General features: G+C 35.2%; 11 protein-coding genes. 4 read left to right on the top strand and 7 right to left on the bottom strand.

Annotation, left to right across the window (positions count from 1 at the left end; all coding sequences use genetic code 11):
• Positions 1-222: 222 nt before the first annotated feature.
• From ACYUCW_RS03300 to ACYUCW_RS03290, 3 genes are all read left to right on the top strand, one after another.
• Positions 223-687, top strand: coding sequence for a DUF1097 domain-containing protein (locus ACYUCW_RS03300; protein WP_004249773.1), 465 nt, complete (start codon positions 223-225; stop codon positions 685-687).
• A 184-nt stretch (positions 688-871) separates the two neighbouring features.
• On the top strand, positions 872-1,801 hold the full coding sequence (locus ACYUCW_RS03295) for a metallophosphoesterase (RefSeq protein WP_460408206.1): 930 nt from the start codon (positions 872-874) through the stop codon (positions 1,799-1,801).
• A 31-nt stretch (positions 1,802-1,832) separates the two neighbouring features.
• The gene (locus tag ACYUCW_RS03290) at positions 1,833-3,794 is read left to right on the top strand and encodes an insecticidal delta-endotoxin Cry8Ea1 family protein (RefSeq protein WP_460408205.1); all 1,962 of its coding nucleotides are present in this window, start codon (positions 1,833-1,835) and stop codon (positions 3,792-3,794) included.
• Positions 3,795-3,847: 53 nt separating this feature from the next.
• Here the strand turns inward: ACYUCW_RS03290 and ACYUCW_RS03285 are convergent, their stop codons facing one another.
• The 7 genes from ACYUCW_RS03285 to ACYUCW_RS03255 form a co-directional block, all read right to left on the bottom strand.
• Positions 3,848-4,651, bottom strand: coding sequence for an energy transducer TonB family protein (locus tag ACYUCW_RS03285; protein WP_004249775.1), 804 nt, complete (start codon positions 4,649-4,651; stop codon positions 3,848-3,850).
• A 27-nt stretch (positions 4,652-4,678) separates the two neighbouring features.
• Positions 4,679-7,732, bottom strand: a complete 3,054-nt coding sequence (locus tag ACYUCW_RS03280) for a TonB-dependent receptor domain-containing protein (protein ID WP_004249776.1) — start codon at positions 7,730-7,732, stop codon at positions 4,679-4,681.
• Positions 7,733-7,776: 44 nt separating this feature from the next.
• The gene (locus tag ACYUCW_RS03275; protein WP_245217709.1) at positions 7,777-7,893 is read right to left on the bottom strand and encodes a surface lipoprotein assembly modifier; all 117 of its coding nucleotides are present in this window, start codon (positions 7,891-7,893) and stop codon (positions 7,777-7,779) included.
• Positions 7,894-7,936: 43 nt separating this feature from the next.
• Positions 7,937-9,124: a tetratricopeptide repeat protein gene (locus tag ACYUCW_RS03270; RefSeq protein ID WP_460408204.1), complete on the bottom strand. Its 1,188-nt coding sequence runs from the start codon at positions 9,122-9,124 to the stop codon at positions 7,937-7,939.
• A gap of 174 nt (positions 9,125-9,298) precedes the next feature.
• The gene (locus ACYUCW_RS03265) at positions 9,299-10,111 is read right to left on the bottom strand and encodes a Slam-dependent surface lipoprotein (RefSeq protein ID WP_004249778.1); all 813 of its coding nucleotides are present in this window, start codon (positions 10,109-10,111) and stop codon (positions 9,299-9,301) included.
• A 412-nt stretch (positions 10,112-10,523) separates the two neighbouring features.
• Positions 10,524-11,411 (bottom strand): LysR family transcriptional regulator, encoded by an 888-nt coding sequence (locus ACYUCW_RS03260; protein ID WP_004249779.1) that lies wholly within the window; start codon positions 11,409-11,411, stop codon positions 10,524-10,526.
• A 124-nt stretch (positions 11,412-11,535) separates the two neighbouring features.
• Positions 11,536-12,507, bottom strand: a complete 972-nt coding sequence (locus ACYUCW_RS03255; RefSeq protein ID WP_004249780.1) for a nitrilase family protein — start codon at positions 12,505-12,507, stop codon at positions 11,536-11,538.
• Positions 12,508-12,720: 213 nt separating this feature from the next.
• Between ACYUCW_RS03255 and umoA the strand changes: the two genes are divergently transcribed.
• A complete protein-coding gene (gene umoA / locus ACYUCW_RS03250) occupies positions 12,721-13,263 on the top strand; it encodes a flagellar biogenesis regulator UmoA (protein ID WP_004246526.1) in 543 nt (180 codons plus the stop codon).
• Positions 13,264-13,420: the final 157 nt, after the last annotated feature.

The following is a 13,420-nucleotide window of genomic DNA, read 5'->3' as shown; positions in this document are numbered from 1 at the left end:
ACAACATACTTGGTTATTTTTTATTTAACGATAAATCTAATAAAGCAATCGTTTACTTTATCTTTTTATTTTTCAATAGATAAATAGATTTCAGATAGCAAAAAAATTGTTATTTAAATGATGATGTTTAATGATCTAAATATAGTAAATCAACTAATGACAATGCTAAACTTCACCTTTAGTTAACAGGGTAAATATCCCCACTACTTTTAAGAGTCTATCGTGAGAACGCTTTATTTTACTGCGCTGACAACAGGCATTCTTTCTGCCATTTGGGCATTTGTTGCTAGCCAATTTGACTTATTAAGTTGGGCTGGTTTTTTAGGTTGCACGGCTTATTTCGCCTACCCTAAAGAAGGTTTTAAAGGCTTAGTCGTGACGATTGCGACTATTATGAGTGGTGTTATTTGGGCATTAGCGATTATTTATGGTAGCCAACTGTTTAATGATAGTGCGATTTTTGGCTACGCCGTCACCGGTGTAATTGCCTTTGTAATGTGCGTACAAGCTAAAAGCACATTACTGGCTTATATTCCGGGTACTTTTATTGGCGCATGTACTATTTTTGCCGCACAAGGTCATTTAACACAAACTATCCCTTCACTCATTCTCGGTATTTTATTTGGTTACTCGATGAAAATGAGCGGACTGTGGATCGCGAATAAATCACAGAAGAAAGCCATTTAATCAATTTACCTCACCATAAAAAAGCGGTAACTCTATAGGTTTTATTTCTAGAGCGCCGCTTTCTCTTTTTCACTACTTTCTCCAATGTTTCTCACAGTCCACTAATAAACTTTGCAATTGTAGTTTATGGCTATTTAGGTCAAAAAGGAGGCTAACCCATAAAAATGTAACGAGGAGTATCGCGATGACAACAACACAATCTACTGATTACAATATTATTGTCATGTCAGTTCCACAACCTTGGCGTCTAGATCTAGATAATAATGACCCCAATAATGATCAATCCCGTTGGGAAACCACCGTAAAAAGCGTTAGAGACAGTATTCAAGCATTACACCGTGAAAAATCTTTTGCTTTTGGCATTATAAATGGTGACTTAACAGAATTTGGCCGTCGCTCCCAACGTGAGAGTTTTCGTGCACTGTTTGCCCCTTCACCTTTAGGATTTAATACCTATGTTGGACTTGGTAATCACGATTATCAAAACAATGTGGGTGACTGTGCAGAGCCGAGTAATGCCGATTACAGTATGAATGCCTGTGCAAGAGGCATGGTTTTTGATATGCACTACCGTATTGAAGAGTATCGTAATTATGCAACTTCAGGTAATTTTAGATACGATAGTAGCGAATATTCAGGTAGTAAGGCTTACTCTTGGGAATATGGTGATATTCATTTTGTACAATTACAAAATTATCCCACTTATCATGTGGTGCTCGATCACTGGTCAGCTTCAACCATTAATGTCACAGATTCTATTGATTGGTTAGAAAAAGATTTAATTCAGGCGCGAAATAGCAATAAAACCATCATATTAAACTTCCATGATGGAAACCAACACTTCCCAGAAAAATCATCTCAAGAAGAGCTGACCTTCTTTAAATATATGCTAGAACATTACGGGGTAAAGGCGGTATTTGTTGGGCATACCCATTATGTTGGTCAAGATAACCGTTATGGTGGCAGTGAGATCTTCGGCGATGTCCCAGTTTATAATAGTGGTGCGCTATTTAAAGGAGATTATTTAGCCGTAGAAATCCGTGGTACAGAATTATCTATCACTGTTTATAACGGCTTATCAGGTACACCTCAATTAATAGAAAAATGGAATTAAATAATACTACGTCAGAGAAGGAGTCTCTTTTATGCATTTAAATCCGTTAAAAATATCAATAAGCCCTTCGTCACTCCCCTGTACTCAACCTTTAACCTGCATTGAATATGAGGACTTAAAGGATGGGATGTTAGATATGATTAATCGCAACAGTAATATATTACCCACTGTTGTGGATGAATTTAATCAACAAGATCCGCTTAATGCGCCTATTATGGTGGGTGAAGTGGTCGTGGGTCATATCATTGGTCTAATACCTGTTGTTGGGGGGGTACTTTCAAAAATTACTTCCGCACCTTTTGGCCTCATGAATAAAAATATGAAAGATAGCTCTTTAGCTGAGCAAATTATTGCCCATGTCTCTCGTATTATTGATGCTAAAATCACTGATAACAATATAAAAATCATTAAACTCACCACAGAAGGTATTAGCGACGTTTATCAATTATTTTCAGATTCTCTCGCTCGTTACCTTGACCCCAATGTGCATTATTCAGAAACACAACTACGAGATTTACGGGAACAAGTTCTTAACCGTTTTGATGATGTGATTTCGACAATTATTGCTCAACAACCATTAGTATTAAATTTAGCACAATCAGCAGGATTGCCCTTTTATTGCCACTGTTGCGCACTTTTTGTCGCCGCCCATTGCGATATATTAACCAATAAAGAAAAACTTGCTCTGGAAGAGGATTATTTCAAAAATAATCTAAAAACATTAAGAAACAGCATTGATAAATTTAACGCCAATATTCATAAAGCCATTTATCAGCAGACCTCCCAAGTTTTTAAAGATGATTATAATAAATGTAATACTTTTTTAGTGGGTATCTATACTTCTGGTTTATCTTTCTATCAAACTTGGGTTAAACGTAGTTTTGAAATTGAATTTACAACCCCCTTTGCTCGTTGGAATAGCTTAGAGCTTTATGGAAATGACTATAGCCATGATCCAAAAATCAGTTATTACAAGACTTACGTTGAGATGGGAAAAGATATATTACATAGAACATCCATGCTACAAAGTATTGAATCCTACTCTCATATTGATGCAGTGATCCGTTTAAAACAGAACTACTTAACACCTGAAAAAGAGGTAGATAGTTTTCAATATGAAGGCTGTAATGGCGTGGCAGGAGATAGCCATGATGTTATAAAAAACGACACATTTTTTACCCCAGACAGTCAGAAAGCCTATCTGTCACCAACGCAAATTTTACCCTCCGTTCGCTATATTTCTGACACACCTTGGGGAGGGTTAAAATATATGGTACTTGATGATGTTAACAATAATAGTTTTACTATCGGTCAAGGTAATCGAGATAATAAATCGTATCTTAATATTCCTGGCTACTGCTTTAATGGCGTAAATCTTTATTTAAGTCGTCACAATGGAAAAAGCTGTCAAGCTAACTCAGGAGCTTGGTTAACCGAATCTGCACCTATATTTCGTTTTTATGATGGTTATGCATCCTTACCCCTTGACACTAAAAATCATTTACCCACAGCAAAAAAGAGCTATGAACTCGATTTAAATCATGGATTTATGACTCAACTAAGCAAAGCTCAATATGGCTATAGTGATATGTTAGTGGGGAAAAATTGTATTTTGTTAAATCACGATGCTTATTTTTGTTTACCATCAGAAGAGCCGATTGGCAAAGTAGGTTTATCACAAAAAATCACCTTGTTATTACAGTGTGCAATTACGCAGGAACAATCGTTAGCCATAGTGGCAAGAACGGGCGATGCGACCCAAGGCACTATTATTGGTTCTGCTGAATTTAAGCTCACCACAGATCAAGATAATATTATTTATAAAATAACCCCATTACTTAATCATCCTATTTCCGATAATAAAAGTTATTTTTATACTTACCAAATTGATTTATCTTGTATTTTTAGTCAAGAAGATCAAAAAAATCTCTATTTTCATCTCTATTTCTTTGAGCCTAATACCTTGTTGGCTGATATGACTGTTTTATTCTAATGTTTTATTTCCATAAAATACCTAAGTGTGATATTGACTTAGGTATTTTTTATTCAATTTAATTGAAATTTTAACGAGATAGTTAAAGGATCAGATAAGTTATTAGGTTTCGGGCCAATTGGTTTTACCCGTTTTACCGCTGCAAGTGCAGCATTATCAAGAGATGCCACCCCTGAGGTCTGCTCAAGTACAACGGATGAAATATAGCCTTCATCGGTTAATGAAAAACGCACAACAACCAGCCCTTCATCTTGCATACGACGAGCTTGCGCAGGATAGCGCTTATGACGCTCAATTTCTCGGCGCAATAAACTGATATAGTGATTTTCAGACTCTCCCTGCCCAATACCATTTTCACTTAATGCACGACTGCTCCCTGCCAATGAACTCGCGGTATGCTGTGTTAAGTTTTCTGCTGATGGTTGTGATGTACTTTGAACTATGTTGTGATTTGTTAAATCAGGTAGTTTTATAGGTACTGTTTTGTCTACTACTGGCTGTTTTTTTACCTGTTTTATCGCTTTAGGTGTTATTGGGGCCGGTTGTTGTTGACGCTTTTTTGCGGGTTGTTTGGGCGCTTCAATAAATTCACCGTTCTCACTTCTTGGTAGTGCAATAGGTGGTTGTTGTGACTCGATCTTTATTCTCGGTTCAATCATGGTAGTAGATTGTTTAGGTGGCGAAAACATCACCTGATAGACCGATAATGTATTTTGCTGTTGCTGATCAATATGGTGCGCACTTTCTGTCATAGACCATGAATTAAGTACCCAACTCAATAAACTGATATAAACTAATGATATCGCAATGAGCCAATAATAAATATTAAGTGGCTGTCTGACAGAAAGTGCCAACATAAATAAAACTCCTATTTTATCCTTGTATTAAAATTGGGCTGTTACACCTAATCGCAAACTTCTTCCTGGTGCCGGCATACCAGAACGGGTCAGCGGATCAATGTAATATTCATTTAATAAATTACTTCCTGTTATTTCAAAAGATAAATTGGGGCTATATTGATAAGTTGCATAAGCATCAATAGTAAATACTTTTGCCCAACGCATCGGATTATTATTTATGCCAAAATAGCTATTAGGTAAATTTTCTTTAAGCCATTTCTCATCTTTATTTTCAACTTCTGATGAATAGAGCCAGCGACTACCTAATTCTAATTTATCATTTAGCCAGCGCGTGCCTAAATGTAGGTTAACTGAGTATTTAGGCTGCATTGAGGTGCGCAAAAATCCGCCAGGGTATCCCCCTGTCATACAGTTTTTAATACCCGATAATCCTGATGCATCAAGCTCATAAAAAGCATTTTCATCACAGACTTTATTTTTATGGCTATACACTAATGCGGTATCAAAGAAAATAAATCCATTATCAAACCGGGCTTGTAACTCTACACCTTCTAATATTTGTTTTTCTAACTGTCTAATTTGCCAATTAGCATCTCTATCAAATACATTTTCAATGTTCGTTTTAAAGTAATTAATTTTAATATCAGCGTGGCGCTCTATATTCAACCAATGCGTAAAATCAACAACCACACCAAACTCACTGCTTTTGGCACGCTCTGGCTTTAACTTAAAACCATAATAGCGAGCTTTAGAGCCTGAAAAACCACTGGTATCTTCAAATAAGTTAGGCAAACGCAATTGCTCAGTATAACGGCCATAAAAACGCACCATATCGTTGGCATAAAGGGTGGCAGAGATTAAAGGGGAAAATGCGCCATGCTGATAGCTAGGCTCCAGTGCGTAGGGATCTTGAATATCTTCTGATAGAGAAAATGCCTGAGGATTAATAACATCTTTTTCAAAGCGATAAACTAACTCACCCGTCACTGGATGAGGGACTTTTTCCTCCATATCAAGAAAACCATTAAGTAAAATATTCTTACTCTTAAGCAGTACGCCATTTTCATCAAATAACCAAAGGCTAAACTCTCTTTTCATCGGGATGGCTTTAGCGTTTTTTATTTGCATCTTTCCATGGTTATTACGAATAAAATCTTCATGCTCCATATCATGCTGTATTCTCTGAAGATATGGCCTAGCAACCTGCTCCTTGATTTCCTCTAGCAAAGCGCCACCTTCAGGGTAAACTAAAACCGCTTGTTGAAAGTCTCTAATTTTTTTACTCAGCTCAGCAGAATTTCGGTAATTTTTTAACTCGTCAGGTAAAGTATCGACATCAATTTTGTTAACCGCGCGATAGAGTAAATACTCTTCTGGGGTTAATACTCGTCGATAAGAGATCAGATAACCGCGGATAGGGGCTGTTTTCTCGTAATTTTTAACCCTATTCTTCCGTTTATTATTTAAAAAGGTATCCGTCAGATGATAGTAATGATATTTACCGCCAATATTCATCGCAAACCAGGGTAATGGTTTCCAATCTGTGGCTAACGCTAAATTGACTTCATGACGTTGCCCTGCTCGCCCCTCGGTCACGAAATCAAAACCCATGGGAAGTTCAAGCTCATGACTGTCTAATTTTTCCAATTGATATTGACCGGAAAAAGAAATAGAAAACTGAGGCGATAATTTAAATAACGATGAAAAATCAACACCATAACGATTATTATCTTGATATAGAGAAGCTGTATCTAAAAAGCCTGTATCAATAGAGGGATCCCACCTTGTATTTCTGCTAGCTCTAAAATCAACCATTTTAGGCTCTCTTGGTTTTCCTCCCCTAGTATTAGTATGTCCTAACGTTAAATTTCCCCATAAACGCAGTAATAAATCTGTTTTTTTATCTTCTGGTTTATATTGATAGGTTAATGTGCCTGCTTGTTGTGTAATATTTGCCAAAGGCCATTGATTAACTAAATTTTCTTGATAACGAACCCAACTTAATCGTGATGGCATAATATCGCCAAATAATAAATCGGTGTATCGATAATTAATGGAGAAACGATGCGTTTGTTGTGGAAATAGAGTTCCTTTTACTAAAAAAGAGCGGTTACGATTAGATGTATTTGGTACTTCATTACCAGGTCGATAAATATGAGCAATAAAAGGTAAATAAGGCTCAAAATGTCTTTTCCCGTCCATTATATAAACAGAATTAAGCAATTGCTCATCTACTTTATTATACTCTTCTACATTTCTCTTTCCTGCAAAATAATTACCTTTTTCACGTATTGCATATGCAAAAAGTAAATTAAATTTTTCTTTATCAAATCCTACACCTAAGCGAAATGAATAATCTTGAAAGTTTTCTATTTTACTTTTTTTAGGTGTTATTTCTAATGCAGGATCGATAATATAAGCATTTTGTTGATAGAATTTTGGATAATAACGGTACTCTTCAATCATATTAGTATAAATATCTTTATAGCCTGTGGCATTATTACTAATATCCCCTTTAAAATTAATGCCAAAAGACTCACCAATGGGTACAATATCACGTATATCTAATGTTTTAATGGCAACCCCTCCGCCAATCCCTGTTTTTATATTAGGATTAAGTGAAGGACCTTTTTCTATATAGATACTGCTTATCAAATTTGAATCAATATAGTTACGATTAGATGCACCGCTATAACCACGATAAACCGTAATCGCCTGCTCAGTACCATCCACAGTAACGGGGATACGTCCTTGGCCTTGAATACCACGAATATTCGGATCCAATGCTCCTCCATTACGGGCTTCACCACTATAAACACCTATCGCGCTTTTAAATAAATCTGCAGGTGATACCCCTTGATAACGTTCAATAAGGGCTTTACCTAAATAAATATTAGCCACATCCTTTTCATAGACTTGAGCATAACCTTGTTGATCTTTTTCTAAATTATCTGCAACCTGAATTTGTCCAAGATCGGTTGTATTATCCTTAGTCTTGGAATAACTATTGAGAGAAAATAAGGAGAGTGAAACTATCATGGAGACTAACGTACGTTTGTGAAAAAGCACTACATGCATTGTGTTACCTACTTAATTAGTAAAGAAGTCATGCATTAAATTAATTAAAATTGTTTTTCTAATTTAAATAAGACTTCATGCTGCTGATATTGATATAACCAATCCACATTGCTTAATCTACGGGTATAACTTAATTCTATTGCTGGATAAAAACCCCAGATAATAGGTGCTTTATTTTTAATAGTTGTTGTAAAAACAAAGCCATTATCTTTTCTTATTTAATAATGGATTATAATTATTAAAACTTTTAAATTGATATTGTAAAAAAAGAGAAATATGCCAATTTTTTGGTAATAAGTAATAAACACCCGTTTTTATATCATATTGCTGATAATTTAATAAAGTATTTTTTTTACGACTACTATAATAGTTTAATTGATTAACTAATTGAACATTCTCTGCTAATGTATAGTAATAGCTAATAGCATATAGCTGCTTATGATTATTTAAGTTTATTAATTCTTTATTATATTTCTTTATATAATAATTTATAGATAAATTAATAGAATGATATTTATTAATGGAGAAAAATAGCCCGGTATATACCCCAATAGATTGATACTCAAACGCCTTTTTAGGTGATTTTATTTCATAATAGGGGGATAAAGTCCACCGATAATCCTTTTTTTGGTACTGATAACTTAATTGAGTATATAAATGTGTAAAATTAGCTTGTTTATATGCAAAATAATCACGATAGCGTGCTGAAAAATATCCTGATAAGGTATTATTAGCGTAAATAAAAGTGGGCTGATAGAAAGAAAAAAGATGACTAACCCCCATCGATGCTATAGGTTGAGCGCCTTTTCTGGTCATGATGACTTGTGTTGATTGCGAAACAATTTGCTCATCAAGATAAGGTGCATGATTAATATTATCATCATAAAAAAAACTGATTTGATAAAAACGCCTAGCTTTAAAATAATCGTTAAGCTGTTTCTGATAATAGATAATTGCTTGATTAATGGTAGGTGATAATCCCGATAAACGACTTAATTGATTTAGCTGGTATTGTGCTTTTTTATATTCTCCTTGAGAAAAGTATAGCTGAATTAGGCCTGTTTGTGCCGGAATAAAATCTGCTTGCTGCTTAAGTTGCTGCTGATAATAAAATTCAGCTTGTAAGAAATTACCATTCTTCTGTGCTAATAGTGCTTGAGCATAATAGACTAATAAAGTTTCGTGTAATGGTAATTGCTGATAATTAACTAATAGTTTTTCCGCTTGATACCACTGCTGTTGCTGTAAATGATGATACAGTTGTTGACCTAATTGAGCGACCTTCTCTTTATTAAGCGGCTCTTGATTAGGTTGTGTTGCCGCCCCCTGTGACGAATGAAATAAGATATTAATAATAAATAATGACTTTATTAGCCTTTGATAATAACGCATGGTTTATCCTTATAATAACAATAGATCTATTCCTTACAATCCGTTTTTTAAGGCAAAAAAAAACAGATAACCGTATATTTGATTATCTGTTGCTAAAAACTAGCTTAATGACCACTAATACCACGTATGTAAAAGGACTAAATTGTTTTTAAGCTCCGAACTTAAAACCTAACGTTAAGAGGCTTCTGCACTATCTGTTACGCTATCTGTTGCAGTATCTACTTCAGCACTATTTTTGCTTCCCCCAAAACCAATATCTTTAGTATGATCGGTGTGGAAGACGACAATACCAGCCAATGTTTCAGCATTTTCACCAAAGAAAGCCCCTTCAACAATACCGGATGTGGTATCTTCTTTTGCATCTGCAGAGAAGGTTACTTGGTTATTTGCGGTATAAATATTGCCACGTTCTAACTCGACAGTACGTAGGTTATTAGCCAGTGAACCACCAATTGTCTTTTGTGAAAAATCAACATCAAAAGTACCAGACAGTAAATTATCACCACTATATTGACTGATACCTGTTACGGTATAAGTTGCACTGTCTGTCGGTAGCGTACTAGTAACCTCTTTACCTACATAATAAGACTGATGAGTGATATCTGTAACAGAGGTTGTTTTTGCCCAAGTACCAAAATAGACATTAGCATCAGTCACCTGTGAAAAATGAAATACCCCCATATTACTATGGCTAGCTGGTGTATTTTCATTGGGTTGTATTGTATAAACACCATGGCTATCCGCCCCACCACTCATATTATTTGGTGTTAATGACGCAAAACCAATTTTTTTCCCTCCATATAGATTAGAAATACCGACACCCGGCTCCCCACCTGCTGATTGATGAGGGCCTCGAGTCACGGGATCACTCGCCCCCACACTCATGGTGGTTAAAGGGCCACTTTGATTAGAATGGATTTCTGCTTGTGCCATACTTATGCTAGATAAAACAAATAGAGTACCCGTAAAAATGTTTATTTTTTTCATAATAACTTCCTTATTATTTATTACATAAGATCATAATTTATTAGTGATAATAAATTATCCATGAGAGAGATATTTTAATTCTCTCTTTCTTACTCAATATTAAAACAAGGCAAGTACCTTTCTTGAGTTGACTGCCCTTTGATATTAAACATTCTTATTTTATTGTAAATAGATCTTTTAAAGCACGCTAATTCCCATTAAATACATTTAACAAAACAAAAATCATTTAACTTAATGTTTTAAATTATTTTTTATCATAAAGCTTAAATAAAACCTTTATAAACTTATGTTTATTTTTTGTGAGAGTGATCTCAGTTGATTATTCCTATTTATTTTAAAACTAATTAATATTTAATAGAGACTAAAAATTGAAATAGAATATTTATATTAAAAAATAAAGAAAGCTAATTGTTTATTTAATATCAATTTTTTCAGTAATTATTTTAATAAAAAGATCACGTTCTTTATTTTTAATATTACTATTCCAAATTACACCAATTTTCCATTGTGTGTATAACCCAGATAGAGGTAACAATGTGACTCTTTGTTTATCACAAATTAATTGCGCGCTTTTAGGCACTAATGCTATCCCTAATCCAGCCGCGACTAGCGCTAATTGGGTCTGAATATCTTGAGATTGCTGTAATAAACGCGGTGCTAGTTTATGCTGTTGTAAAAAAGCATGTATCTGCTGATACAGTTTTTTCCCTTTTTCTGGAGCAAGTAGAATAAGCCCTAATGAGTCGAAATAATGTAATGGGTTATAATCTGCCTCCAACACCGTAATATGTTGTGTTGCAATAGCTAACATCAGTTGCTCTTGTGTCAACGCTATCCCTTGTAAAGGGGGCATAACGGGTAAACGAGAAAAAGCCACATCAAGTTCACCTATTAATAATTTTTCTTCCATTTTATGAGAAGACATATCATCAATATTGACGCTAATATTTGGCTCAATTTGATTAAATCTCGCCAATAGTGAAGTAATAAAACTTAATGATGACAGACCGAATCCCGCATAAAGTGAGACTTTTTGTGGCTCAACTAATTGACGAGCTTGTTTTTCTAAAATATGGGATTCCCGTAATACCACTTGAGCTTGATTGAGTAAATATTGTCCTTCTTGCGTGAGCTTTGCACCATGGCGACCACGCTCAAACAACACGATATCCAGTTGTGATTCCAACGTTTTAATTTGTTTAGTTAATGCGGGCTGGCTAATACAAAGCTGTTTGGAGGCTTCACCAAAGTGCCCTGTATCAGCTAACACCACAAAAGCATTTAATAAACGTGTATCCATTATTTATCATCAAACCTATATTAGTTTCTTTTATTATTCTAACATAAAATAAATTAGTAAAATTAATATTAGGTGTTAATCTTTTGTCTGATAAATAATTATGCTCTTTTTATAATTATCTCTATTAGTCCTTGTTACCAAAACGAACGGAAATCGGATCTTGTTCATTACCTTGTCGAGTGGTGAGGATCTGATATAGCTCTGGTCTTCTGCCCGTTAACCAGCGTCTCCCTGTTGATTCAGGCAAAAGCGTTAAATCAATATCCGTGACGACTATATCGTCTTCTATCGCACAGCTTTCTTTTACAATACGTCCATAAGGATCGATAACCATCGCATTACCCGTCCTCACCTCTTCTTCATCACGCCCAACCCCATTACTGAAGATGATAAACATACCATTATCGTGAGCTCTAGCAGGTAACCAGCGCATTAGCCATCCTTTGCCATGTTCACCTTGAAAAGCAGCTTGTAACGCTTGTGGATCTTGCTGACGATTTTCCCACAACGCCATTGGAATAGGTTTCATGCTGTGTGGACTACGAGAGTGGGTTCCGCCAGTTTGATGAGGAGCCAATAAAATATCTGCCCCTAATAACGCCGTCGCCCGTGCGTTCTCAACTAAATTATTATCCCAGCAAATTAAAATACCCATTTTAATCCCCCATGGGGTATCAAATACGGTGTATTGATCTCCGCTACAAATAACCGGATGTTCAAATGCATGCAATTTACGATGTTTTTGTAATGAACCATCAGGCATACAAACAACCCAAGTATTATACAAATTATTATTGTTATCCCGTTCAATTAATCCAACACCAATAGCCATTGCATACTGTTGTGCTTTTTGTTTAATGGATTTTAATGATGCGCTATCAGCCAGTTTTTCACTTAATGCATAAACCTGTTGCGCCGGTAATTTAGGGACATGCCAGTATCCCGTGATACACATTTCAGGAAATACTAGAAGATTCACTTTTTCACTGGCAGCCATCTCAATAAACTGATGTATTTTGGCTAAATTATAATCTTTATCATTAGCCTTATGTTGTAGTTGTACGCTTGCAACACGTAATGTCGTTAATGGGTTCATAAACGGTTACCTCTACACTGTCTTATTTATCACCTTTTCACCTTTATTATCTAAACGTTTTTTTGTCCAAAATATAATCAATTATTTTCTGTTTTTAATAACCTTTTGGAATGGAAAGGGATAAGCATCAGAAATGGCACGCTGTTATAGCGTTATTTTACGGAATAACACCCTAGTTTTCTGGCATCATAATAGTAATAAAAAGGAGTATTTATGTTGGCTAGAGCCTTGTTTATCCCTCTTTCATTCCCTTTACTCGCCTTATCTTGCTATTGTTGGGCAGGAAATGGTCTGGTGGATAGAACATGGACAGCTTCAGGAATGGATAGCTATAGTTATCGCCAAGCGCTAAGGCAACCAACGGTTGGCTCACGTTATACTCTTTTTAATATTACACCCGATATGCCAACGCCAGGTGGCACGAGTCCTGTTGGTACTAAAGGAATTCGCTATATTGCGATGAAATATGGCCCTTATGGGCAACCTGAACACTATAAAACCTACCAAGTGATGTTCTCTCACTATTCCACCACCACCACACGTAAAGTTCGTTATTTAGGTGAGTTATATACCGTTGTCGGTGATATTTATTTAATCGATCCTGCTGCTACCACCAATGAATGGCAACGCGGTCGTAGCCAAATAGTTGAAGAGTATTATGAGATTTTAGATACACATGGAAATAGGACAGGCAAAGGATTGCGTTTTAACCGCTGGGATAGACCTATAAATATAACAAATTGGTCTACATATTAATATATATTTAATTTCTCATCTTTTTATTAATTCTCTCTTAATGTCAATATTGCTTTCTCTTCTATAATAGTTTTTTTATTCTATAAAGCTTATCTAGAAAGCCATTGATTCTATATAAAAAAATGATAATACAACAAAGAATATATCTGTATTCTTT

This window comes from Proteus sp. MB838 (genome assembly GCF_054767435.1).
The sequence above is the reverse complement of the archived record's forward strand: the minus strand, read 5'-3'. Positions and strand labels throughout refer to the sequence as shown.

Bases quoted from the DNA above. Each gene is read 5' to 3' on its own strand.
- ACYUCW_RS03285 (WP_004249775.1), bottom strand. From the start codon at position 4,651: ATGTTGGCACTTTCTGTCAGACAGCCACTTAATATTTATTATTGGCTC.
- umoA (WP_004246526.1), top strand. From the start codon at position 12,721: ATGTTGGCTAGAGCCTTGTTTATCCCTCTTTCATTCCCTTTACTCGCC.
- ACYUCW_RS03255 (WP_004249780.1), bottom strand. From the start codon at position 12,507: ATGAACCCATTAACGACATTACGTGTTGCAAGCGTACAACTACAACAT.
- ACYUCW_RS03280 (WP_004249776.1), bottom strand. From the start codon at position 7,732: ATGCATGTAGTGCTTTTTCACAAACGTACGTTAGTCTCCATGATAGTT.
- ACYUCW_RS03265 (WP_004249778.1), bottom strand. From the start codon at position 10,111: ATGAAAAAAATAAACATTTTTACGGGTACTCTATTTGTTTTATCTAGC.
- ACYUCW_RS03290 (WP_460408205.1), top strand. From the start codon at position 1,833: ATGCATTTAAATCCGTTAAAAATATCAATAAGCCCTTCGTCACTCCCC.
- ACYUCW_RS03260 (WP_004249779.1), bottom strand. From the start codon at position 11,411: ATGGATACACGTTTATTAAATGCTTTTGTGGTGTTAGCTGATACAGGG.
- ACYUCW_RS03295 (WP_460408206.1), top strand. From the start codon at position 872: ATGACAACAACACAATCTACTGATTACAATATTATTGTCATGTCAGTT.
- ACYUCW_RS03270 (WP_460408204.1), bottom strand. From the start codon at position 9,124: ATGCGTTATTATCAAAGGCTAATAAAGTCATTATTTATTATTAATATC.